22 protein-coding genes are annotated in these 22,490 nt (G+C 71.5%); 17 read left to right on the top strand and 5 right to left on the bottom strand.

Annotated elements, in window-relative coordinates:
- Positions 1 to 38: 38 nt before the first annotated feature.
- Together LIV37_RS10920 and LIV37_RS10925 are read right to left on the bottom strand one after the other, a co-directional pair.
- Entirely contained in the window at positions 39 to 611 is a 573-nt protein-coding gene (locus LIV37_RS10920) for a histidine phosphatase family protein (protein ID WP_020867167.1), read from the bottom strand.
- A 430-nt stretch (positions 612 to 1,041) separates the two neighbouring features.
- Complete coding sequence (locus tag LIV37_RS10925) at positions 1,042 to 2,496, bottom strand: aminotransferase-like domain-containing protein (protein WP_121825606.1); 1,455 nt, start codon at positions 2,494 to 2,496, stop codon at positions 1,042 to 1,044.
- Here LIV37_RS10925 and LIV37_RS10930 point away from each other — a divergent pair.
- Positions 2,495 to 3,688, top strand: a complete 1,194-nt coding sequence (locus tag LIV37_RS10930) for a DMT family transporter (RefSeq protein WP_121825605.1) — start codon at positions 2,495 to 2,497, stop codon at positions 3,686 to 3,688. The two genes, LIV37_RS10925 and LIV37_RS10930, sit on opposite strands and share 2 nt — an antisense overlap.
- A 67-nt stretch (positions 3,689 to 3,755) precedes the next feature.
- Positions 3,756 to 3,962: a DUF1918 domain-containing protein gene (locus LIV37_RS10935; protein ID WP_020867170.1), complete on the top strand. Its 207-nt coding sequence runs from the start codon at positions 3,756 to 3,758 to the stop codon at positions 3,960 to 3,962.
- 45 nt (positions 3,963 to 4,007) lie between these two features.
- Here the strand turns inward: LIV37_RS10935 and LIV37_RS10940 are convergent, their stop codons facing one another.
- Positions 4,008 to 5,240 carry a glycoside hydrolase family 10-like protein gene (locus LIV37_RS10940; RefSeq protein ID WP_020867171.1) on the bottom strand — a complete coding sequence of 411 codons (1,233 nt, stop codon included), beginning with the start codon at positions 5,238 to 5,240 and terminating at the stop codon, positions 4,008 to 4,010.
- Positions 5,241 to 5,674: 434 nt separating this feature from the next.
- On the opposite strand from LIV37_RS10940, the gene LIV37_RS10945 reads away from it, so the two are divergent.
- Both LIV37_RS10945 and LIV37_RS10950 read left to right on the top strand, forming a co-directional pair.
- On the top strand, positions 5,675 to 7,993 hold the full coding sequence (locus LIV37_RS10945) for a xyloglucanase (protein ID WP_020867172.1): 2,319 nt from the start codon (positions 5,675 to 5,677) through the stop codon (positions 7,991 to 7,993).
- A 122-nt stretch (positions 7,994 to 8,115) separates the two neighbouring features.
- Entirely contained in the window at positions 8,116 to 8,973 is an 858-nt protein-coding gene (locus LIV37_RS10950) for a 3-hydroxybutyryl-CoA dehydrogenase (protein ID WP_020867173.1), read from the top strand.
- A gap of 274 nt (positions 8,974 to 9,247) precedes the next feature.
- Here LIV37_RS10950 and LIV37_RS10955 read toward each other — a convergent pair whose 3' ends face one another.
- Positions 9,248 to 9,553, bottom strand: coding sequence for a hypothetical protein (locus tag LIV37_RS10955; protein WP_148717859.1), 306 nt, complete (start codon positions 9,551 to 9,553; stop codon positions 9,248 to 9,250).
- Positions 9,554 to 10,318: 765 nt separating this feature from the next.
- On the opposite strand from LIV37_RS10955, the gene LIV37_RS10960 reads away from it, so the two are divergent.
- The 9 genes from LIV37_RS10960 (at position 10,319) to LIV37_RS11005 (ending at position 18,960) form a co-directional block, all read left to right on the top strand.
- Positions 10,319 to 10,927 (top strand): hypothetical protein, encoded by a 609-nt coding sequence (locus LIV37_RS10960; protein ID WP_020867175.1) that lies wholly within the window; start codon positions 10,319 to 10,321, stop codon positions 10,925 to 10,927.
- Positions 10,928 to 11,283: 356 nt separating this feature from the next.
- A complete protein-coding gene (locus LIV37_RS10965; protein ID WP_020867177.1) occupies positions 11,284 to 11,658 on the top strand; it encodes a hypothetical protein in 375 nt (124 codons plus the stop codon).
- Positions 11,659 to 12,062: 404 nt separating this feature from the next.
- The gene (locus LIV37_RS10975) at positions 12,063 to 12,842 is read left to right on the top strand and encodes a helix-turn-helix domain-containing protein (RefSeq protein ID WP_243146366.1); all 780 of its coding nucleotides are present in this window, start codon (positions 12,063 to 12,065) and stop codon (positions 12,840 to 12,842) included.
- Positions 12,843 to 12,861: 19 nt separating this feature from the next.
- Positions 12,862 to 14,052 (top strand): M20 family metallopeptidase, encoded by a 1,191-nt coding sequence (locus tag LIV37_RS10980; RefSeq protein WP_020867179.1) that lies wholly within the window; start codon positions 12,862 to 12,864, stop codon positions 14,050 to 14,052.
- 137 nt (positions 14,053 to 14,189) lie between these two features.
- Entirely contained in the window at positions 14,190 to 14,363 is a 174-nt protein-coding gene (locus LIV37_RS10985) for a hypothetical protein (protein WP_020867180.1), read from the top strand.
- 83 nt (positions 14,364 to 14,446) lie between these two features.
- The gene (locus tag LIV37_RS10990) at positions 14,447 to 16,192 is read left to right on the top strand and encodes an asparagine synthase-related protein (protein ID WP_020867181.1); all 1,746 of its coding nucleotides are present in this window, start codon (positions 14,447 to 14,449) and stop codon (positions 16,190 to 16,192) included.
- Positions 16,186 to 16,476 carry a PqqD family protein gene (locus LIV37_RS10995; protein ID WP_020867182.1) on the top strand — a complete coding sequence of 97 codons (291 nt, stop codon included), beginning with the start codon at positions 16,186 to 16,188 and terminating at the stop codon, positions 16,474 to 16,476. The genes LIV37_RS10990 and LIV37_RS10995 overlap by 7 nt, the downstream gene beginning before the upstream one ends.
- Positions 16,473 to 16,889: a lasso peptide biosynthesis B2 protein gene (locus LIV37_RS11000; RefSeq protein WP_020867183.1), complete on the top strand. Its 417-nt coding sequence runs from the start codon at positions 16,473 to 16,475 to the stop codon at positions 16,887 to 16,889. Before LIV37_RS10995 ends, LIV37_RS11000 begins: the two co-directional genes overlap by 4 nt.
- Before the next feature lie 235 nt (positions 16,890 to 17,124).
- The gene (locus LIV37_RS11005) at positions 17,125 to 18,960 is read left to right on the top strand and encodes an ATP-binding cassette domain-containing protein (protein WP_020867184.1); all 1,836 of its coding nucleotides are present in this window, start codon (positions 17,125 to 17,127) and stop codon (positions 18,958 to 18,960) included.
- Between the two features lie 225 nt (positions 18,961 to 19,185).
- On the opposite strand, the gene LIV37_RS11010 is transcribed toward LIV37_RS11005, so the two are convergent.
- Positions 19,186 to 19,857 (bottom strand): HAD family hydrolase, encoded by a 672-nt coding sequence (locus LIV37_RS11010; protein WP_020867185.1) that lies wholly within the window; start codon positions 19,855 to 19,857, stop codon positions 19,186 to 19,188.
- Between the two features lie 83 nt (positions 19,858 to 19,940).
- Here LIV37_RS11010 and LIV37_RS11015 point away from each other — a divergent pair, with 83 nt between their 5' ends.
- From LIV37_RS11015 to LIV37_RS11030, 4 genes are all read left to right on the top strand, one after another.
- Positions 19,941 to 21,140 (top strand): helix-turn-helix domain-containing protein, encoded by a 1,200-nt coding sequence (locus tag LIV37_RS11015; protein ID WP_020867186.1) that lies wholly within the window; start codon positions 19,941 to 19,943, stop codon positions 21,138 to 21,140.
- A gap of 103 nt (positions 21,141 to 21,243) precedes the next feature.
- A complete protein-coding gene (locus tag LIV37_RS11020; protein ID WP_121825603.1) occupies positions 21,244 to 21,855 on the top strand; it encodes a hypothetical protein in 612 nt (203 codons plus the stop codon).
- The gene (locus LIV37_RS11025) at positions 21,852 to 22,094 is read left to right on the top strand and encodes a hypothetical protein (protein WP_020867188.1); all 243 of its coding nucleotides are present in this window, start codon (positions 21,852 to 21,854) and stop codon (positions 22,092 to 22,094) included. The genes LIV37_RS11020 and LIV37_RS11025 overlap by 4 nt, the downstream gene beginning before the upstream one ends.
- A complete protein-coding gene (locus LIV37_RS11030) occupies positions 22,091 to 22,234 on the top strand; it encodes a hypothetical protein (RefSeq protein ID WP_167525889.1) in 144 nt (47 codons plus the stop codon). The genes LIV37_RS11025 and LIV37_RS11030 overlap by 4 nt, the downstream gene beginning before the upstream one ends.
- The last annotated feature ends 256 nt before the right edge of the window (positions 22,235 to 22,490 follow it).

Here is a 22,490-nt window from a genome sequence, read left to right on the forward strand (position 1 = left end):
GGAGGCCCCCGCGTTCTCCTGTCACGTACCGTCCACTCTCACGCACCGTCCACGCGCAGCCGCCACTCGCCCGCCCGGCCGGTGAGGGTGACCGTGGAGAGCGGACGGATGTCGACGTTCCAGTAGCAGTGCGGCGGCGCCTTGATCGCGTACATCAGGGCGGCGCGGACCACCCCGGGGTCGGCCACGGCCACCATCTTGGCGTGGTCCTCGGCCGGACGGGTGTCCAGCCAGCCGCCGATCCGCATGATGAACGCGTGCAGCGACTCCCCGCCGTGCGGTGCGGAACGCGGATCGCCGAGCCAGGCATCCACCTCCGTGGGCTCGCGCGCCATCACATGGGCGAGGGAGCGGCCCGCCCAGCGGCCCATGTCGCAGTCGCGCAGGGCGAGTTGGACCAGTGGCGTGAAGCCCAGCGCATCACCGGTCTCCCGGCTACGGGTCGACGGCGAGCAGTAGCGCAGCTCCGCCGCGGCCAGCGGCAGCAGCCCGGGGGCCGCGCGCTCGGCGGCGAGTCGGCCCTCCGAATCCAGCGGCCGGTCATCGCCGAAACGCTCCCCCAGCCGGGAGGAGCTACGGCCGGCGGCGACCAGCGTCAGCCGAAACGTCATCCCGGCATCGTAAGGTCACGGCCCCGGCTCCAGGGCCGGTACCCAGGAGAAGAGCGGGCCCTTTCCGGTGTGCGCCGGATCACCGGGCGGCTCGGAGCGGCCGTCTCATGAACACCGTGCGCAGCGGGGGTGGCGGGCAGGGTGCGGGGCGGACCGTCGGGGCGCCCCGACGCGGCGCGGGTTGTGTCAATGTGCGGCTCCGCCGCGTGGGCGCGACCGGCGGACCTTTCCCCTACCCGCCCCTTCCCGATACCAGGGGCTCCGCCCCTGGACCCCGGAAGCCCGGGCCGCAGCCCGCCACGCGGCGGAGCCGCTTGGCGATGCCGAGAGAGGCTCGGGGCCCCGGGCCGGGGTCTGGGGCGGAGCCCCGGTTTTGGGGAGGGGTGGGGAGGGGGCAGCTCGCCGCAGGCGGCAAGGCCCGGCGGGCCCCCTAACCCCCCGCCAGCGCCTCCTCCCACGCGGTGCGCAACCGCCGCACCCCCTCGGCCAGTTCGCCGGTGCCCGCCACCGACGCGAAGCTCAGCCGCACATGCGGCGCGGGCGGTTCGGCGCAGAAGTACGGGCGGCCGGGGGCGACGGCGACCCCGGCGCGCAGCGCGGCGGAGGCGAGGGCGGCCTCGTCGGTGCCCTGGGGCAGCCGCAGCCACAGGTGGTAGCCGCCGGGCGGGACATGGCGCAGCTCGAGCGCGGGCAGCTCCCGCCGTACGGCGGTGACGAGCGCCTCGCGGCGGGTGTGCAGCTCGGCGGCCACGGTGCGCAGATGACGGGCCCAGGAGGGCGCGCCGACCAGTTCCAGGGCGGTCTCCTGGAGCGGGCGGGGCACGAAGAAGCTGTCGACCACCTGGATCGCGCGCAGCCGCTCCAGCACGGGGCCGCGGGCCGCGAGGGCGCCCACCCGCAGGCTGGGCGAGGTGGCCTTGGTGAGCGAGCAGACGTGGACCACCGCCCCGTCGGGGTCGTCGGCGGCGAGGGTGGCGGGCAGCGGAAGAGCGTCCTCATGGACGAGCCGGCGCGCGAAGTCGTCCTCCACCACGAACGCCCCCGCCGCACGCGCGATCGCGAGCACCTCGCGGCGCCGCCCGGCGGAGAGCATCGCGCCGGTGGGGTTCTGGAACAGCGGCTGGCAGACGAAGACCCGGGCGCCGGTCGCCCGCAGCGCCTCGGCGAGCAGATCGGGGCGTACCCCGTCGGCGTCCACCGGGACCGGGACGGGGCGCAGCCCGGAGGCGCGGGCGGCGGCGAGAATCCCGGGGTAGGTCGGGGATTCGACGAGGACGGGCGCGCCGGGCGGGGCGAGGGCGCGCAGCGCGGTGGTGAGCGCGGACTGGCCGCCCGCGGTGACCAGGACGTCGGCGGCGCCGAGGGCCCCGGCCGGACCGCCGATCTCCCGGGCGAACCAGGCGCGCAGCTCGGGGAGCCCCTCCACCGGCGGGCGGCCCCACGCCCCCGGCCGCCGCCCGGCGCGGGCCAGGGCGGCGGCCAGCGCCCGTTCCGGCTGGAGGGACGAGTGCAGATAGCCGTTGTTGAACTCCAGGATCCCGGGCGGCGGGCCGACGAGCGTGGCCAGGACGCCGGAGGCGTCCACCGAGCGCGGCACCGATTCACCGGCCGTCTCCACGCTCAGCGCGACCTCCTGCCAGGAGGTGTCGCCCGGCCGTGACGCCCCGGCCCGTGGCCGGTCGGCGCGGAAGGCACCGGCGCCTGGGCGGGTGACCACCAGCCCTTCGGCGGCCAGCGCGGCGAGGGCGCGGGAGACGGTCACCGGGCTCACCCGGTGACGCTCGACCAGGGCCCGACTGGACGGCAGCTTCTCTCCAGGTGAGTAGCGGTCCAGATCTCTCCGCAGCGATTCCGCGAGTTCGGCCACACTGCTACGCTGTTGCATGACAGCACAGGATAGCGCTACTGGCGGCAGTGCGATAGCGGTGAGCGGTGCCCCCGCCCCGGGTGAGGAGCCCGCCCCGGGGAATGACCCCGCTCCGGGTGATCCCCCCGCCCCGCGCGGCGGTCCCGACCCGGGCCGGGGCGACGCGGCGCGGGCGGCCCCGGCGCTCCCGACACCGTTCGCCCTCCGCACCGGCACCCTGCTCGCCGCGCTCGGCGTGGCCGCCTTCTCCCTCACCTTCCCCGCCACCGCCTGGGCGCTCACCGGCCTCGGCCCCTGGTCGGTGACCACCTGCCGGGTGGTGCTCGCGGCGCTGATCGCGGGCGGGGCGCTGGTCGCCCTGCGGGTTCCGGTCCCCGACCGCCGTCACTGGCCGGGACTGCTGGTGGTCACGGCCGGGGTCGTCGTGGGCTTCCCGCTGCTGACCACGCTCGCCCTTCAGACCTCCACCACCGCGCACGCGGCCGTGGTGGTCGGTCTGCTGCCGCTCACCACCGCCGCCTTCTCGGCCGTACGCACCGGAGTGCGGCCCTCACGGCTGTTCTGGGCGGCGGCACTGGCCGGGGCCGCGGTCGTGATCGCCTTCGCGGTGCAGCAGAGCGGCGGGGCGCTCACCACCGGCGATCTGTATCTGTTCGGCGCGCTGCTGATGTGCGCCGCGGGCTACACCGAGGGCGGCCGGCTGGCCGGTCATATGCCGGGCTGGCAGGTGATCGGCTGGGCGCTGGTGGGCTGTCTGCCGCTGTCGGTGCCGGGCGCGGTGCTCGCGCTGTCGGCCGAGGACGTCCACCTCGGCGGCCGCGCGGTGGCCGGGCTGCTGTGGCTGGCGGTGGGTTCGCAGTTCGTGGGCATGGTGGTCTGGTACCGGGGGATGGCCGCCATCGGGGTGGCCAGGGCCAGTCAGCTCCAACTGGCCCAGCCACTGCTCACCCTGGTGTGGTCGGTGCTGCTGCTCGGCGAGACGCTGACCCCCGCCGCCCCGATCGCCGCCGTCGCGGTGCTGGTGTGCATCGGGGTGACACAGCGGGCCCGGGTCTCGGTGGGGACGGTACGGGCTTCCAACCCCGGCCGGACGGGTCGGTCCGAAACCGTCGAAGGGGCCGACCGGATGCCCGAAGCGGGGGACCCGATCCCCGAAGCGGTGGACCGGAATCACCCCCCGGCCGGAGCAAACCAGGACAACCGGCCATAGACTGGGCTCAGGGATCGCAGGTCCTCAGCAGATCGCATTGCCCTCCAGCGGACGGGAGGTCACGCACATGGAGGCGACCGTAGGCGACAAGCTGCTGGTGCACGGCAGGGTTGTCGGAATTCACGATCGTGTAGCGGAGATCATCGAAGTGCTCGGGGACAACGGGGAACCGCCCTACCGCGTGCGTTACGAGGACGACGGACACGAGTGCCTGTTCTCCCCCGGGCCCGACTCGGTCGTCCGCCACCTGGCCGCCGGACCCGGGCAGCGGTAGCCGCCCCCACGGCGCGGGGCCCGGGCCAGCGGGCCGGGGCCCGGGTCAGCGGGGCGGACGGACGCGATACGGATAGTGGTCGGCGACCACGCGCGCCATGGCGCCGTTGCGGTCGGCGGCCACTTCCTTCGCCGAGAAGTACACATTGCCGCGCACCTGGGGAAAGGCCCGGTCGAGGGTGAGGTGCCGGGACAGCTCCGCCGGGTCCTGCCAGGGGGCGGGCTGCGCCGGGTCGCCCGCCTTGTAGAGCGCCTCGCCGATGTAGAGGTTCACCCCGGTGCCCCGGACCGCCTCCGACCACCAGGGGACGAGTACGCCGTAGTCGGCGGCGGCGAAGCCGATGTTCCAGTAGACCTGCGGGACGACGTAATCCAGCCAGCCCCGCCGCACCCAGCCACGGGTGTCCGCGTAGAGGTCGTCGTAGGTCTGCACCCCCGCCGTGGTGGCGGAGCCGAGCGGGTCGGTGGCCTCGTTGCGCCAGACGCCGAAGGGGCTGATCCCGAACCGCACCCGCCGCTTGAGACGTTTTACGCGCACGGCCGTCTCGTACACCAGGCGGTCGATGTTGTTCCGCCGCCAGGCCGCGCGGTCCGGGAAGCCCGCGCCGTAGCGCTCGTACGCCGCGTCGTCGTCGAAGACCTGACCGGCCACCGGATACGGGTAGAAGTAGTCGTCCCAGTGGACGGCGTCGATGTCATAGCGCGCGACCGCGTCCAGCATGGCGTCCTGGACGAAGCGGCGGACCTCGGGCAGCCCGGGGTTGTAGTAGAGCTTCCCGCCGTACGGCACGACCCACTCGGGGTGCACCCGGGCCGGATGGGTGGGGATCAGCCGTGAGGGGTCGGTGTGGTTGGCGATCCGGTACGGGTTGAACCAGGCGTGCAGTTCCAGACCGCGCCGGTGCGCCTCGCGCACGGCGGTGCCCAGCGGATCCCAGCCCGGGTCCTCGCCCTGGACGCCGGTGAGGCATTCCGCCCACGGCTCGTACGGTGAGGGCCACAGCGCGTCCGCCGTCGGCCGCACCTGGAAGACCACCGCGTTGAGCCGGCGGCTCACGGCGGTGTCGAGGAAGCTCAGCAGTTCGGCCCGCTGCCGCTCCGCGGGGAGGCCGGGTTTGGACGGCCAGTCGCGGTTGGCCACGGTGGCCAGCCACATCCCGCGGAACTCGGGCCGGTGCCCATCGCCCCGCCCCTCCGCCAGCGCGTCGCCCGCCGTGACGGTGGCGGCCAGGGCTCCGGCGGCCGCCACCGTGAGACTTCTGCGCGTGACCCGACCCATGAAACCCAACTCCTCGCCTCGGTCGTGCCGTCAACTCGAGCCCGCCGCCACCGGCCGGGACCCGAAAGGCCAGGAGACCGTCCCCCGGCGCCCCCCGGGAGAGCATGGTGTCGGACAACGCCGACGCGCCGGGGGCGCCACCCAGTGGTGGCCGGGCGGCCCGCGCCGGGCCCGCGCCGGGCGCCATGTGGCGGCGAGCCCGATGTGGTGGCAACTCCCGCTGATGATGGGGCCCTTGTAGGGCGCCCGGCAATGCTTACCGCGAATCCGGGACAGTCATGCCCAACACCCCTTGAGTACCCCTTGACTTCACCCTTCTCGCACGGCCATCCGGCCGCTAGCATCGGATGACGCACGCATGGGAGCGCTCCCAAATACCCTCGCCCGCATGGCCCTCACGCCTCACTACCCCCACGTCCGGAGAGGAAGTTCCCGTGCGCAGCAACGGCAGAAGACCGGTCGGCGCGCTCATGGCCGCGCTGGCACTCGTCGGCGGCTTACTCACCGCGGCGGCCTCCCCCGCCGCGGCCCGCCCCGAAGCCGCCCCCGCCCGGGGCACCGCCCAGGCCGACGCCTACACCTGGAAGAACGTCCGGGTGGACGGCGGCGGCTTCGTCCCCGGCATCGTCTTCAACCGCAAGGAGAAGAACCTCGCCTACGCCCGCACCGACATCGGCGGGGCGTACCGCTGGGACCAGTCCGGCAAGCGGTGGGTGCCGCTGCTGGATTCGCTGGACTGGGACCACTGGGGCTGGACCGGGGTGGTGAGCCTGGCCAGCGACTCGGTGGATCCCAACAAGGTGTACGTGGCCGCCGGTACGTACACCAACAGCTGGGACCCGGGCAACGGCGCGATCCTGCGCTCGTCCAACCGGGGCGCCAGCTGGCAGTCCACCACCCTCCCCTTCAAGCTGGGCGGCAACATGCCCGGCCGCGGCATGGGTGAGCGGCTGGCGGTCGACCCCAACCGGAACAGCGTGCTCTACCTCGGCGCGCCGAGCGGCAACGGGCTGTGGCGCTCGACCGACTCCGGTATGACCTGGTCGAAGGTGACGTCCTTCCCCAACCCCGGCACATACGTCCAGGACGCGAGCGACACCAGCGGCTATCTGAGCGACAACCAGGGCGTGGTGTGGGTGACCTTCGACGAGCGCACCGGCTCCTCAGGAAGCGCCACGAAGACCATCTACGTGGGCGTGGCCGACAAGGACAACACGGTCTACCGCTCGACGGACGCGGGCGTCACCTGGTCGCGGGTGGCCGGGCAGCCCACCGGCTATCTCTCCCACAAGGGCGTCCTGGACGCCAAGGACGGCTATCTGTACCTGACCACCAGCGACAAGGGCGGCCCGTACGACGGGGAGAAGGGCCAGGTGTGGCGGTACACCACGGCCACCGGGGAGTGGAAGAACATCAGCCCCATGGCGGACGCCGACACCTACTTCGGCTACAGCGGGCTCACGGTGGACCGCCAGAAGCCGGGCACGCTGATGGTGACCGGCTACAGCTCCTGGTGGCCGGACACCCAGATCTTCCGCTCCACCGACTCCGGTGCCACCTGGACCCGGGCCTGGGACTTCACCAGCTATCCGAACCGGTCCCTCCGCTACACCCAGGACGTCTCGTCCGTCCCCTGGCTGACCTTCGGCACCAACCCCACCCCGCCCGAGGTCACCCCGAAGCTGGGCTGGATGACCGAGGCGCTGGAGATCGACCCGTTCGACTCCAACCGGATGATGTACGGCACGGGGGCGACGGTCTACGGCACGGAGAACCTCGGAAACTGGGACACGGGCGGCAAAATCGCCATCACGCCGATGATCAGGGGCCTGGAGGAGACGGCGGTCAACGATCTGGCCAGCCCGCCCACCGGCGCCCCGCTGCTCAGCGCGCTCGGTGACATCGGGGGCTTCCGCCACACCGATCTCGACGCGGTGCCCGCGAGGATGTACACCTCGCCCACGTTCACCACGACCACCAGTCTGGACTACGCCGAGACCAACCCGAACACCGTGGTCCGGGTGGGCAACAACGACTCCGCGCCGCGGATCGCCTTCTCGACCGACAACGGCGCCAACTGGTTCCAGGGCAGCGAGCCGTCCGGGGTCACCGGCGGCGGCACGGTGGCCGCGGCGGCCGACGGCAGCGGCTTCGTCTGGGCCCCGGAGGGCTCCTCGGCCGTCTACCACACCACCGGTTTCGGCAACTCGTGGTCGGTGTCGAGCGGCATCCCGGCCGGGGCGGTCGTGGAGTCCGACCGCAAGAACCCGAAGAAGTTCTACGGCTTCAAGGCGGGCACCTTCTACGTCTCCACCGACGGCGGCGCCACCTTCACCGCCAGGGCCTCCTCCGGACTGCCGGCCGACGGCCCGGCGCGGTTCAAGGCGCTGCCGGGCGCCGAGGGCGACATCTGGCTCGCGGGCGGCAGCACCGGCGGGGCGTACGGGCTGTGGCACTCCACGGACTCCGGCGCGACCTTCACCAAGCTGAGCGGCGTCCAGCAGGCGGACACCATCGGCTTCGGCAAGGCGGCGCCGGGCGCTTCGTACCAGACGCTCTACACCAGCGCGAAGATCGGTGGCGTACGCGGCGTCTTCCGCTCCACCGACGCCGGGGCGAGCTGGACCCGGATCAACGACGACGCCCACCAGTGGGGCTGGACGGGCGCCTCCATCACCGGCGACCCACGGGTCTACGGACGGGTGTACGTGGCCACCAACGGGCGCGGCATCCTGCGCGGCGACATCTCCTGACGGCGGGGGCGGGCCGGGCCGGATTCCCGGACCCGGCCCGCCCCCCACCGATAACCGGAAGGTAACGTCTGCGGCGACAGGGGGACGGCACAACGGACAGTTGGACCAGCGAAAGGCACGATGTGACCGACATCGAACGCGTCGGAGTGGTGGGCTGTGGCCAGATGGGTGCGGGCATCGCGGAGGTGTGCGCCCGATCCGGCCTGGACGTCATGGTCGCGGAGACCACCGGCGAGGCCTTGGAGATAGGGCGTACCCGGCTGACCAACTCCCTCGGCAAGGCCGCGGAGCGCGGCAAGATCACCGAGGAGCAGCGCGACGCGACGCTGGACCGGCTGAGCTTCACCACCGATCTGGGGGAATTCTCCGACCGCGATCTGGTGATCGAGGCGGTCGTCGAGAACGAGCAGATCAAGACGGAGATCTTCCAGGTCCTCGACCAGGTGGTGACCCGCCCGGACGCGATCCTGGCCTCCAACACCTCCTCCATCCCGCTGGTCAAGCTGGCCGTCGCCACCTCCCGGCCGGACCAGGTGATCGGCATCCACTTCTTCAACCCGGCGCCGGTGCAGTCGCTGGTGGAGCTGATCCCGGCGCTCACCACCGGTGACGAGACCATCAAGCGCTCCGAGGCGCTGGTCGGCGACATCCTGGGCAAACACGCCATCCGCGCCCAGGACCGCGCGGGGTTCGTGGTGAACGCGCTGCTCATTCCGTATCTGCTGTCCGCCATCCGGATGTTCGAGTCCGGGATCGCCAGCCGCGAGGACATCGACAACGGCATGGAGCTGGGCTGCGCCCATCCGATGGGCCCGCTGAAGCTGTCCGACCTGATCGGCCTGGACACCATCGTGGCGATCGCCGACTCGATGTACGAGGAGTACAAGGAGCCGCTGTACGCCGCTCCCCCGCTGCTGCTGCGGATGGTGGACGCGGGCCGCATGGGCCGCAAGACGGGCTCGGGCTTCTACTCGTACTGATGACCTGCACTAACACCTGCCCGAAGAGGTAGCCCGGGAGCCCCTGCGGCCAGCAGTAGGGCGGCCATCCCGGACTACGGGTAGCCGCCCCTACTGATCATTTATCGCGCCAGGGAGTTCTCAGGGGGTTTCGGCGAGAGCTCACGCAGCCCCTCGCCGCCGCGACCGTGACCCGCGCAAAGCCCTGGTACGGCCGGACGCTGGCTGCGTGCTGGCCGTTGAGATTCTCGACGCACACCACAGCCAGGCCGACGCGCTCGCAGTGTTGCCTGACTCAGGCGACCCCGGCAGCCAATGCCCGGTCCGGCTCACCGCTCGGCTCTGTACGGATCTCCCCGAGGAGCGGGACCACCGGAGGCATGAGAGCACCCACCACCCTGACCGCGGCCTTGAAGACGGAGCTGAGGTGATTCCAGATGACCTCGATGGTGGAGTCCGCGAGGCCCCGTGACTTCAGCTCCTTCTTCCAGTCGCGCAGGTGATCATCACCGATGACGTTCAGTGGCAGCCGGCCGAGGGGAGCGTCGACGATGTGGTTGAAATCTTCGACTTCATCGGCCCAGCCGTGTTGACCGGTCAAGAGCGCGGGGAAAACGCCGGTGGCGCCGGGCCCCACACGCGCCGTGGATAACCTCCCCGCGCGGGCCGAGGTACCGGTGCCGCTCCCGGGTGAGAAGGGCGATCCGGGCGCTCCGGGTAAAGCCGGAAGCGACGGGGCGCCTGGTAGGCCCGGAGCCACGGGCCAGCCTGGGAAGGACGGCCAGCCGGGGGCATCCGGCGCCTCGGGCCAGGACGGGGCGCCCGGCCGGGATGGAGCTCCGGGTGAGAAGGGTGAGCCCGGTCAGCAGGGCGAGCGGGGTGAGAAGGGCGATCGCGGCGAGCAGGGACCGCCGGGCCCGTCGTGCCCGGACGGGTACAGCTTGCAGCCGCCGCCGGACGATCCCGACGCCCTGGTCTGCCGCCGCAACGGAGCACCTGCCCCGGAGCCTGACCCGAGCCCCACAACGCCGGCCGCGCTCGCGCCTGACCGGAGGCGCTTCTGACCGTAGTTTTGGGCCTATTTTCGTCACATTGCAGGTCACAGACGTTGCCCCCGCTCCTGCATCGCGCAGGCGGCGGGGGTGACTCTGGCTGTCTGCCGGAGGCAGCGCCGGAGTGGAACAACCGAATGACTCCAGGGCGCTGGGAGATCGGCCGCCCTCATCTACGCCCCATCCTCTTTGCCCTCGCAGAGCGCTTCGGCGAGGAGGGAAAACGTTATGCGCTAGCACGGGCGTTGTGGGCAACCTTCTGCCCGGCGTGATGGTCACAGGACCGTTGTCACGCCGAGCAGGAGGACGCACCCGTGAGTCAGGCGCAGCCCACCCCCGAACCCGCACCAGATGCCGCGGCTCTGCCGCCTTTCGACCTGCCGTACCCGTGCCTCGTGGCCGGCATGGACAGTGATGAGGCGACCCTCACCTTCGGCCTTGGGCTCGTCGCGCGAAAGGCTGCGGAGCTGGAATACGTACTCCACGGACTGGTCGCGAACATGGCCGGAGTGGAGCTGGCCTATACGTGCTCACCGGCGGCCACGGGCGGGCAGCTCTGCAACCAAGGCATCGACTCGCTGAATAAGGCAGGCGACGACCACCCTGTGCCAACGTCTGCTCGCGGCCCGCTTATGAGGGACCTTGAACGCTGCCGTGAGTTGATGGACGACCGGAACAGGTACCTCCACGGCTACTGGATCTTCGATCACGCGGAGAGGCAGCAGTGGTTGACCTTGAAGGGGAAGCGCGGTTCCAATAAGCCGGAGATCGCGTTCACCTACAGCTCGGCCCCGTGGCAGCTTGCCCACCAGCTTGAAGAGTGCCAGCAGTGCATCCTCTACTGGGACATGGAGCTCTTCGGGCAGCCCGGCGACCCCGAAGAGGGCCAGCCGGAGCAGATCTCGGTGAAGCGCATCCGTTGAGCATTGCCGACAGTGCGGGCATTCGGAGCGTCCCTCTCGGCACTCCGACGGGAGGGCCGACCCCGGTTAGTCCGCCGGGGCGTCCAGTGTGGACCGTGCATCGTTGATGAACGGGACCTCTGCTGCCGCTAGTGCTTCGGTGAGTTCCTGCCACTGCTGGCCGCCGAGCGGCAGCACCTGGGCGACTGGCCGACCCATTCGCTGTTGAAGCACAGCCGTAGCCGTGACCACGGCCATCGCTGATCGCGCACTCCGGCAGCGCTTATCCCGTGCCAGACTGGAAGCGGCCCCCGCTGCATCCCCCGTCGGCGGGGGCCACTGCCGTATCCCGAGTAGCGCGGCCCCGTTGAAAGGGCATGGAGAACACCACCGCGGAGTACAGCGGCAGCAGCGTCGGGCAGGCACTCAAACGGTGCCTCGTGTCGATGTCGGCCGACTCGGCCAGCTTCCCGCAGCAGGCCAAGAAGAGCTGCTTCATCATCAACGGCTTGGTCCGCACCGAGCGCCTGGCCTGGCGCGGTCAGGGCGGCAGGGACCTCTTCCGGGTCGGGATCGGCAGCGGCGGCGACTGGGCGCCGATCGAGGAGGCGTGGGACGACGGGCATCTCCCGGACGATGAACTCGAGGAACTGTTCATCGAGCACGTCATCTTGGAGGACATGATCGCCCAGGAGGCCGAGCAGTGGGGCTTCCCCGGGAACGATTACACGATCGTCGTGGAGCCTGCCTGACGGGACCGGCACCCGCAGGCACAGCGGGAACGCCTGTCCGATCGCCGCCAGGCTGCGGTAGCTCGGTTGCGGCCCGCCCCGCCGGTGGTCGGGCGGGGCGGTGGCACATCAGGCTGCTTCAACCAGTCGTTCGCGCTGGGCTGCGGCCCATACCTCGAGGAGCCTTTCGTACTCCGCCCGTTCGTCTGCACCCAGCGGCCGCCCGGTGCGCTCGCGCATGAACGTGCGGATCGCCTCGTTCGCGGACTCGGCAGCGCACGGCCGCGCCGGGCCGGGAGAACTGGGGGACATACCGATAAGCGTACGGGCACGGTCCGACATTGGGCCGCGAGAGCGGCGCAGTGCTGAACGACCGGCGTGTGGGGAAGACTCGGGGACACATGCCGGTCGATGGGGAGGGGGCGGTGTCCGTGACCGCGGTCGGCAGTACGGACTCGGCACTCAAGCGGGCCAGGGTGGCGCGGAACATGACGCTTGAGGAGGCAGCCGACGCCCTGAACGCGATCACCGGAGGCGCTTCGGACGCGAGCCTGATGAGCGCGTGGGAGTCCGGTCGGCGCCGGACCGGTAAGCGGAACCGGGCCGCCCTCTGTCAGTTGTACCGGGAGCGCCCGGAGGTGCTGTTTGCCCATCAGGACGGGGCGGCCACCAGCGTGCTGGAGTCCTCCGGCACCGAGGTGGTGGTCAAGGTGCTCACCCGCTGGACCGATCTGGTCGAGGCGATGGTGGATGTCGCCGCCGGGGCGCGCGAGCACCTGGTTGTCACCGGTTCCCGCAGCCGGGAGAAGGCGTATCTAGCGGCGATCGAGACGGCCGTGGCCCAGCATCCGGACTTGGTGCACTACCGGGTGCTGTACGGGGAGCCGCGGCACCGGGCGCTCGCTGACCACCTGCTGCGGCTACTGGAGCTGCGCGATCCGTCCGCGCGCCGCAACGGCGTTAAGACGCTGCACATCGGGATGGTGGAGCAGTCCGAGGCGCTGGAACGGTTCTTCGTCGCCTCCGAGACCGCGGCGGTGGTGCCGCTGCCCAGTTTTCACGGGGCCGAGGGCTTTGACTGCGGCGTCTTACTCAGCCGCGAGGCGGCCGTCGGCCTGGTCCACCATGGGCGGGAGGCGTGCGCGTCCGCGCGGCCGGTGGAGACGATCGAGGCCGTCCGCGCGCTGCCGATACGGCACAACTAAGAAGAGGCGAGGGAGAGGCGTGAGCGACAACCTTCAGCAGGCGGCAGAGGCCCGCGCGGCATCCGTGATCGGGCTGGCCCAGGAGCTGATCCGCCGCCCGAGCCGGGCCGGGATCGACGACTACGGGCCGGTCCTGGACGTGCTGGAGGACTGGCTCACCGCCCGTGCCCTGCCGCACCGCCGCCTGCACGGCGCGGCGGGCGAGCTGGTCGGGCTGCTGGTGGAGATCCCCGGCGGTCGGCCGGGCGCCTGGTGGACGCTGGACGCGTGCGTGGATACCGCCCCCTACGGCGACGAGACCGCCTGGTCTTTCCCACCGGGCTCCGGTGACATCGCGGACGGCTGGCTGCGCGGCAGGGGTGCGGCCGACTCCAAGCTGGCCGCGGCGATGTTCTGCCACATCGCCGCCGACCTGATGCCCCACGCGGCTGATGTGCACGGCGGGCTCGCCGTGCTCCTGGACGTGGATGAGCACACCGGCGGCTTCGGGGGCGCCCGCGCTTATCTCGCCGACCCCGCAGCGGCTCGCCCGGCCGGGGTGATGATCGGCTACCCCGGGCTGGACGATGTCGTGGTCGGCGGTCGGGGCCTGTGGCGAGCCGGCGTCGCGGTCCACGCCCCCTCTGGGCACTCCGGATCGAGTCGCGCCGTGGTCGGCGCCATCTCCCGGGCCGCGCACCTCGTACGCCTCCTGGATGCCGCCGACCTGCCCGGCGTCGACGGCGCCTTGGCCTTCCCCTTGCCGCCGAAGCTGTCGGTCACGTCCTTCCACGGCGGCCAGGGCTTCTCGGTCACTCCCGACCGGTGCGACCTCAACGTCGACATCCGCACCACCCCGACCTTCGACGCCCATGACGCCGAGACGCTCGTCCGCAAGGCTGTCGCCGAACTCGATGCAGAGTTGCCCGCCCCGAAGCCCACCGAGGTCACCCCGGTCGCTGCTTGGCCGCCCTTCCGCCTCGCCGAGGGCGAGCAGCCCGCCGCCGCCCTGCTGAACGCCGCCGCCGAGGCAGGGCTGATGGTGCGGGCGAAGACCGCGGGGCCGTCGAACATCGGCAACCTGCTCGCCGGGGAGGGCATCCCGGCCACGGCCGGCTTCGGCGTGCCGTATGAGGGGCTCCACGGCATCGACGAGCGCGCCCACCTGGCCGAGCTGCCGCAGGTCTACACCGTCTACCAGCGGGCCGTACTCCGACTCCTTGGGGGCTGACGTCCCAGGCCCGTCCCAACTTCCTCCCAGATCCACTCCCAGGAAGCGCCCAACTCCGTCTCTGGGAACGAGCGTTGGCTCGCGGTGACATAGAGGCAGCACCACCTCCACATCCACGGAGACAAGGGAGGCCGGTCATGGCCGCACAGATCACCGTCACCACCCAGCCCGCCGCGGAGAGCACGCCCATTCCGCCGCCGCTCACCAGCCGGTTCGCACCGCAGGTCAGCACCCACCCGGTGGCCACCCTCACCCTGGGCAGGCAGAACGCCAACGACTCGGACAAGAGCAACTACTTCGAGAGCCCCTGACCGTCCAGGACACCACGGAACACCCCGGGGGCCGGCCGCTTCGACGGCCGGCCCCCGGGCCCGTCAATAGGGGAGGCGAACAGATGGAACGGGAGTGGATGACCGGCGGCACCGCCGCCGTGGACGGAGTGATGATCGACGAGCTCGGCGATGTCCGCCGGGCTCCGGGCACGCGGGTGCGCGCCGCCGTCGATGGACCGGTCGCACTCGCGGTCGTGGGCGACTGCCCGGCCACCGCGCAAGAGGTCCGCGACGCGCTTCCGGCCGTACGGGCGGGCCGCTGGGGTGAGCTGAGCCGGTGGGCGGGCTCGTACTGGGTGGTCGCGGACGATGGGCGGCATCGGTTCGTGTGCGGCGACCTGGCCGGCATCCGGGCCGTCTACTACGCACGCGGCGAGGAAAGACCACAGTGGGCGACCGAGCCCCGCCTGCTGGGGCGTCCCCTCGTGACGGATCTGCCGTATCTGGCGGCCCGGCTCGCAGCGGGTGAGCATCACTGGCCGCACCGCAGCCCGTACGAGGAGATCCGCATGGTGCCCGGCGGGTTCGGGCTGCTGCTCGTGCCTGGGGCACCTCCGCGGCTCATCGACATCTCCGGCATCGAGCCGGTAGACGACCTTCGCGAGGGTGCCGACCGGTTCGGTCGCACGCTCACTGAGGCTGTCCAGCACCGGGTCCGCGCCGCCGGCGGAGTGGTGGGGGCGGACCTGTCCGGCGGCCTGGACTCCTCGGCGGCAGTCATGCTGGCCGCCGAGGCCGGAGACATGCACGCGGTGACCTACACGGACGGGTACACCAGCGGGGAGGATATGGCGTTCGCTTCCCGCGTTGCCGAGCACACCGGGATCGCGCACACGGTCAACATGGGCGCCGACGAGCAGTTGCCATTCTCCTTCCCAGCCGGGCAGCCGACTGGGGTGGAGCCGGTGCTGGAGGCGGCGATGTTCGCTATGGACACCAGCTATTTGCAGCCCGTACGTGGGCTGCCGTTGCACCTGACCGGGCACGGCGGGGACATCGTGCTGGACGCCTCCGGCTCCTGCTGGGTTCGGCTTCTCCAGGAAGGCCGACGCCGTGACGCCCATCGCCAGGTGGTGGCGTTCGCCCGGCTCCGCAACACCGCACCGGGCCCGTACTGGAAGGCCCTGAAAGAAGGCGCCGTCCTCGGCCGGGTCGGCTCCCTGGAACGCGCCGCGGAGGCACTGGAGCGCGGGCCCAGCACCCCTGAGGCCGCTGTGGCTGGATGGTCGTGGTGCCGCCTGGGGGCTGGTGCGTCCTGGCTGACCGGCTACGGGCGCCACCAGGTCGCCGCTCTGCTGCGGCAGGCCGCTCGCGACCAGCAGCCGGAGCTGGCAGACGAGTTCGACCAGTGGGCCGCCCTGCGGGCGGTGGGCGCCTCGGCCCGCGGCTGGGCCCCCTGCGGTGGCATTCTCGGCATCCGCCCGGTGTATCCGTACCTGGACAACCGGGTCGTTCGCGCCGCCTTCGCCGTGCCAGCCCTCGCCCGGCGCGGGCTGGTGGCCTACAAGCCATTGCTACGGGCCGCGCTGCCCGAGCTCCCGGACTGGCTGACCTCCCGGCGCTCGAAGGGGTCGTTCACCGCCCAGCGCATCGCCGGACTCGCCCGGCACCGGGACCAGCTCGACGACCTGATCGCCTCCAGTCCGCTCGCGGACGGCGGACTGATCGACCCCGCGGCCGTCAGTACCTCGCTGGCTCAGGCGGCCCGAGGACAGAGCACCACGGTGATCGCCGACCTGCACCAGCTGATCGTGACGTGCTGGTGGCTCACCAGGCAAACGACCAAGAGGGAGGTGGCGGCATGCTGACCCCGGCCCCGCACGTCCATCACGCTACGGGCCCGTATGGCACGGCGGTGCTCGACGTCCGGCGCGGAGCGTGGCTGATGCTCGATCCGGACGCTTCGAAGATCTGGCACGCCCTCACCATCCGCGGCGGCACCGCCGGGCTCGCCGACGAGATCGCCGTCCCGACCGGCCAGGACCCGCGGGCCGTCGATGAGCAGATCTCCACGTTCCTCGGCGACCTGATGGCCGTCGGCGTCCTCGTCGACACAAGCCGACCGCAGCAGCGGAGGCGGTGGCACCGATGACGGTCATGGTCCCGACCGCCCGGCCTACCGCGCCGTGGCGTGACCGTCTGGTGGCTGCCGTCGCGCTCGCCCTGTCCCTGGTGATGAGCCGGTGGCCGCTGCGCTGGCAGATCGCCGCCGTCCGTCTGCTGCGCGGCCTGCCGTACGCGCGCCTTCACCGCCTCGAAGCCCTCTACACCGCGGTGCTGGCGGTGATCCCCTCCTGGTGGCCGGGCCGGATCGCCTGCATGGAGATCAGCCTCGCCACCGTAATCGCCACCGCCCTGACCGGCCATCGCTCCCGATGGGTCCTCGGCGCCCGGTTCCTGCCCGACGCCGCGCACGCCTGGGCCGAGGTGCCCGAAGGGGCGGTCGGCCGGGACATCGGCGACGCCGTCGACCGGCCGTGGATGCCCGTCCTGTCTGTGCCGTAGCAGCCCCTGCTGCCGTGGTCCGGGGCGGGCCCGAGCCTCCCCGGCCCCGGACCACGGCTCACCCGAACGGGTGAACATCGGGAAGTGCTGCTGACGGGCGGGCGGAGCAACCAGCGCCGATGCGGCGTGCGCGGGACAATTCCGTTGCCCGGCCGTCTGGTTCGGCATCTTCATGGGGCGCGTGAGTCCTTCCGTACCTTCCTCCCCTGCCGCCACGGCGGGCCAGCCGCCGGTCATGCGTCTGGCCTCCGACCGGCACTTCGAGGCGAGCGTCAACCTATCCACGTGGGTAATAGCGCGCCGACTGCCCCACGCTCTCGCCGAGGCGGCCCGGCTCGGCTGGCGCACCGACCACCGCGCCGTCTTGGCCTTGCTCGGCTGCCAGATCGGCGCCGCCGTTCTCACCGCGACCGCGCTTGCGGCCACCACCCGTGTGCTGGCCGCGGTGTTCACCGGCGGCGACATCGCCGCCGGGCTGCGCCAGAACCTGACCGCCGTGGTGGTCCTCGCCATCGCTGCCTCCGGCCGCTACTTGCTCGACGCCGGTGCCCGCGCGGCCGCGGCCCGGCTCGCGCCGAAGGCCGTGCGCGAAGCCGACCTTCAGGTCATCACCTCCGCGACCGCAGCCGAGCTGGTTGCGTACGAGGATCCGGATTTCGAGGACGCCCACGCCGCTGCCTCGGATGGTGCGGAGAAGACCGGCGACCTCATCCTCGATGCCCAGCTCCTCACCTCCGCCGCCGCCCAGATGGCGGCCGCGGCGACCGTCGTCACTGTGCTCCACTCGGTGTTGCTCCTTCTGCTGGTCCTCTCCGTCGTGCCGTGCGCGTGGGGCGCCGTGCGGGGGGCGCGGATCGACCACGCCGCGCACCACCGCAATCTCGCCGACTCCCGCCTGCGGAACGTGTTCCGCTCGTACACCACCGAGCGGAGCACCGCCGACGAGGTTCGCGCGGGCACCATGGCGGGCTTCCTGATCCGGCAGTACCGGATCGTCTCCGGCCGCTTGGAGGCACAACAGCTCAAGGCCACCCGGCAGGCCCTGATCGTGCAGGGCATTGGAGACACCCTCACCGCAGCGGGCACCGCCGCCACCTGGGCCGTGCTTGTGTTCCTGGTGGCCACCGGCCGGATGGAGCTCGCGGTCGCGGGAACCGCCACGCTGGCGGTGCGGACCTCCGGGGCGGCCCTGGCCACGACAGTGAAGGCCGGGGCGCGGCTGTTCCGCACCTCGCTGTCCCTGGACGACTGGGCCCGGTTCCTCGCCGTGGCCAAGCCGTGGACGACCCGCCGTGGCTCGACCCCGGTCGCCGAGGATGGGCCGCAGGTGATCACCGCCGCGGACGTCTCCTTCACCTACCCCGGCGCCGACACTCCCGCGCTCGAGGGCATCAACCTGGGCCTCAAGCGCGGTGAGGTCATTGCCCTGGTCGGCGAGAACGGTGCGGGCAAGAGCACCCTCGCCCGCATCCTGACTGGTCTGTTCCTCCCCACGGCAGGCTCGGTGCGGTGGGACGGGGTGGACCTGGCGGACGCCGACCCGGCCGGGGTGCTCGCCAAGGTGGCGCTGGTGCCGCAGGACTACACCCGCTGGCCACTCGCGGCTCGCGAGAACATCACCCTCGGCCAGCCCCGCTCGGAGGGCGACACCGCCGTGCATGCCGCCGCTGAGGCGGCCGGTGCCGACGGTGTCATCGCCGCGCTGCCCCACGGGCTGGATACCTCGCTGGCTCGTTCCTGGTGGGGTGGACATGACCTTTCGGGCGGGCAGTGGCAGCGCGTCGCGGTCGCTCGCGCCTTCCATCGCGACGCACCCGTCCTCGTGATGGACGAGCCGACCGCCGCGCTCGACGCCCGTGCCGAGCACAGGATTTACACGCGGCTCAGGGTACTCGCCGAGGGACGGGCGACCGTGTTCGTCACCCATCGGTTGGCCAACACTCGCCTCGCTGACCGCATCATCGTCCTTGACCGTGGGCGCATCGCTGAGACGGGCACGTTCGACGAGCTGGTCGACCGGGGGGCGACCTCGATCTTCTTCGAGATGCTCAAGCTGCAAGAGGACCGGTAGCCCCCGCCAACCGGGCCGGGCCAGGTCAGCGAGACGGGACCAGCCCGGAGGCGCTCACTCCCGATCGGCGGCGCCTCTGAACGCGTGGTGCTTCCTCTCGGCTGCGGCCGGGAGGAGGCTTTCATCGTGCTTATCCGTCATCGGCGGTCTGCTGGAGTTCGATGAGTCTGTCGGGAATGTCCACAGCCAGATCATAAGTCCGACCCATCGGGCGCCTGTGCGGACTCAGCCGGTCAGGCGCTTCAGCATTCGTTCCGTGTCGGACAGGTCATTGACCACCTCTGCGGCCCCTGCGGCTCGCAGCTCACCGGGGGGCGTACGCCCGGTCGCCACGGCCACCACGCGGACGCCTGCCGCCAACGCGCCCCGCACGTCGGAAGGCGTATCCCCAACGAGCACGGTCGACTCCGCAGGCATCTGCGCGCGCCCGAGAGCGATCCTCACCAGCCCCGGTCGCTCGTCGGCGTCCTCACCAAAAGCCCCGAGGGCGAGATCCATGTACGGGTCGAGGCCGAAAGCTGCCAGCTTGACCTCCGCGGCCGCGCGGATGTTGCCCGTCACCACCGTCTGCACGATGCCGTCACGAGCTGCCAGCCCGGAGAGCACCGACGGCGCCCCGGGGAGGGCGTGCCCGCGCTCACGCAGCTCGGCGGCGCGCCGTACGTGTGCGGCTCCGAGCGCCTGGGCGAATCGCTCGAACAGGTCTCGGCTGTCCTCCAGCCCATGCAGTTCCAGAGTCTCGCGGAGGATGACCGGCTCGGTCGATCCGTCGATCTTCGCCTGCTCCCGCATGGGCTGGCCGGTGACTTCCTCGAACGCTTCAGCCCAGAGTTCGCGGCCGACTCCTCGGGTATCTACGAGTGTGTGGTCGATGTCCCACAACACGAGCAGCGACACTGTCTCGCCTTCCGATCGTTGGATACCGGCCCCCGTTGGTGACGCGCACCATACGCTGAGTGGGGATACGCACGGAGGTAGGCATGGTCGCATCCGATCTGCCCATCGGCGACAGGATCAGACGCTACCGCGGCGAACGGCGACAGGACGTTATGGCCGGGCTCGTCGGTATCTCTCCCGACTACCTGTCCCAGATCGAACGGGGGCTCAAGATCCCGTCGCTGCCCATCCTGCACGCCATCGCCCAGGAGCTTGGAGTGCCCACAGCCGCATTACTCACTGACACACCCGGGCCCAGCCGCGTGCCTCCGGACACAACCGAGCCCGCGATCGTGCAGGCTCTGATGGGCTACGGGCCGCCCCGTAGCGCTCCCGCTGCCGAGCCGACAGCGCTACGCGAGCGTGTGGAGAGCGCCTGGCGAGCCTGGCAGAGCAGCCCAACGCGGTTCACCGACATGGCTGGTGTTCTACCCAGCCTGATCGCTGATGCCGAGCACGCTGCCCGGACCCGACGAACAGCCGACGGCACCGGCACTCGTCGGGACGTCATGCGCGTGACCGCCGATCTCTATTTCCTGCTGCGGTCGTACCTGCGGCGCACCGGCCGCGTCGACTTGTCGATGATGGCCGCCGATCGAGCCGTACGGGCAGCCGAAGAAGCGGATGACCCGCTGCGCATAGCGGCCGCGCAGTGGAACCTGGGACACATCCTGTTGGCCGCGCGGGAGCCAGACGGCGCCGAGCAGGTCACGCTCCGCGCGGTCGACGAACTGCGCCGAGCGCCGATGACGGAGCCGGAAAGGATCGCGATGTCGGGCGCGCTCCAGCTGGTGGCGGTCGTTGCGGAGGCTCGACGGCGGGACTGGTCGGCGGCACGGGACCGGCTGCGTACCCAGGCTCGGCCAGCGGCCCGAAGCGTCGGCGAGGGAAACATCATGTGGACGGTCTTCGGGCCGACCAACGTGGATCTGCACGAGGTCAGCATCGAGATGGAGGCTGGTGACGCGACCGAAGCGCTGCACGTTGCGGACGAGGTAGACACCAGCAGCCTGCCGTCGATGGAGCGGTCGTTCACCTTCAATCTGGAGGTGGCCCGCTGCCACAACCTGCGCCGCGAGGACGCCGCGGTGCTCCTGAGCCTCATGGAGTTGGAGGATCTGGCGCCGGAAGATCTGGCGCGTACGCCCTTGGCGCGGGAGCTGATGCTCACGGTGATCCGGCGAGGCCGGGCCATGCACGCCCGTCAGGCGGAGAAGTTGGCAGAGCGGGTCGGAGTCTTCTGACCGGCGAGCTTGTGGTTCACCCGAACTGACAGCTCGGGTGAACAGCCCCGGGAGTCTCTACGGTCAGTCATCACCTGATCACCGATGACGTCCGGGGGCTACCGTGCCGACGAATCCCCAAGTGCTGCTGTGGACACCTCCGAATACCGAGGATGTCGAGCTCTTACCGGTGGGCAAATGGTGGGACGCCATCTCTGCGCCCACCGCCGTCGCGGACCGCGCGCTGGAGTTGCTCGGCGACCGATCCGGCGCCGTCATCCAGGACGACACCTACGGCAAGGCGTACTGGCTCATCGGCATCGACACTTCCACCGCCAGCAGCTGGCGCATGCGCGGAGTCCGCATCCTCACCGAGCTCGCCGACGAGGGCACCCTCCTCGGCTTACCGCCCGCCGCCTGGGGGCCCGAGCACCAGACGTACTGGCGGATCCCGCTCGGCCCGAACCGGTATCTGACCGACACCCATCACCTGGTCCTCGCCCTGCGCCAGGCCCTCGACGAGGTCTTCGGCCCGGAACCGGACGGCCGACAGCTCTGCTACCACTGCCACCTCCCCACCGACGAGCCGATCCCGGTCGAGGCGGAGGACAGCCGCAACGCCGTCGGCAAGGTCACCTATGCCTGCCCCCCGCACGCGCCGCTCTACAAGGCCCGGCGCCCGCGGACCCTCGCCAGCGCGGCCGCAGCCGAGCACGAGGGGCGGCGGCACCGATGACGACCTGCCCACAGCCCTCCCTGCTCCCGGGCATCGAGCTGCCGGATCCCGAAACCCTGACCGGGCACCAACTACAGGGCTGGAACTGCGCCCTGTGCGGGCAGCGACTACTCGCGGACCAGCTGCTCGGCACGGTCGTGTGGACCTGCGGAGGCGTCACCAAAGAGAACGTCGAACTGTACGTGTGCCGACCCCTGTGCAAGACGGCCCCCCGGCAGGCGGGAAATGGTGCCGGATGAGGCACCATCGACACTCCTCCACCGTGAGGGCCGGGCTCCTCGCCTTTCGCGCCGCCCGGCTGGGCCTGCTGCTCGCCGCGGTCCCCACCCTGCTGGTGCTTGTGGTCTGGCTCTGCTTCGCCAGCACCCCGGCCCCGTAGACCGGGTGGGCCGCCAGCGGCCCGGGGATCCCCCGCCCCGGGCTGGACTTCGCGCGCTGGCGGCCCACCCCCTACTCCCCTGCGTCGGCGCCGTCAGGCACGGCCACCCACCGCAGGGCAGGGACTCTGGCCCCGACCTGGGGACCGCGGGCCGGGGTCCCCATACAAGCCCCCCGCCCCGGTCGCCCCCTTATCGGTGAGGACGGCCGGCCGGGGCGGGCCCAACTCGCCCGTCTCCTCCCCCGCCCAACATGCC

Source organism: Streptomyces rapamycinicus NRRL 5491 (genome assembly GCF_024298965.1).
GTDB lineage: Bacteria > Actinomycetota > Actinomycetes > Streptomycetales > Streptomycetaceae > Streptomyces > Streptomyces rapamycinicus.

Excerpts from the sequence above, each read along its gene's own strand:
- LIV37_RS11030 (WP_167525889.1), top strand. The coding sequence starts at position 22,091 with ATGAGGCACCATCGACACTCCTCCACCGTGAGGGCCGGGCTCCTCGCC.
- LIV37_RS10995 (WP_020867182.1), top strand. The coding sequence starts at position 16,186 with ATGCTGACCCCGGCCCCGCACGTCCATCACGCTACGGGCCCGTATGGC.
- LIV37_RS10930 (WP_121825605.1), top strand. The coding sequence starts at position 2,495 with ATGACAGCACAGGATAGCGCTACTGGCGGCAGTGCGATAGCGGTGAGC.
- LIV37_RS10990 (WP_020867181.1), top strand. The coding sequence starts at position 14,447 with ATGGAACGGGAGTGGATGACCGGCGGCACCGCCGCCGTGGACGGAGTG.
- LIV37_RS10965 (WP_020867177.1), top strand. The coding sequence starts at position 11,284 with ATGGAGAACACCACCGCGGAGTACAGCGGCAGCAGCGTCGGGCAGGCA.
- LIV37_RS10940 (WP_020867171.1), bottom strand. The coding sequence starts at position 5,240 with ATGGGTCGGGTCACGCGCAGAAGTCTCACGGTGGCGGCCGCCGGAGCC.
- LIV37_RS10925 (WP_121825606.1), bottom strand. The coding sequence starts at position 2,496 with ATGCAACAGCGTAGCAGTGTGGCCGAACTCGCGGAATCGCTGCGGAGA.
- LIV37_RS11005 (WP_020867184.1), top strand. The coding sequence starts at position 17,125 with ATGCGTCTGGCCTCCGACCGGCACTTCGAGGCGAGCGTCAACCTATCC.
- LIV37_RS10985 (WP_020867180.1), top strand. The coding sequence starts at position 14,190 with ATGGCCGCACAGATCACCGTCACCACCCAGCCCGCCGCGGAGAGCACG.
- LIV37_RS11000 (WP_020867183.1), top strand. The coding sequence starts at position 16,473 with ATGACGGTCATGGTCCCGACCGCCCGGCCTACCGCGCCGTGGCGTGAC.
- LIV37_RS11025 (WP_020867188.1), top strand. The coding sequence starts at position 21,852 with ATGACGACCTGCCCACAGCCCTCCCTGCTCCCGGGCATCGAGCTGCCG.
- LIV37_RS11015 (WP_020867186.1), top strand. The coding sequence starts at position 19,941 with ATGGTCGCATCCGATCTGCCCATCGGCGACAGGATCAGACGCTACCGC.
- LIV37_RS10920 (WP_020867167.1), bottom strand. The coding sequence starts at position 611 with ATGACGTTTCGGCTGACGCTGGTCGCCGCCGGCCGTAGCTCCTCCCGG.
- LIV37_RS10935 (WP_020867170.1), top strand. The coding sequence starts at position 3,756 with ATGGAGGCGACCGTAGGCGACAAGCTGCTGGTGCACGGCAGGGTTGTC.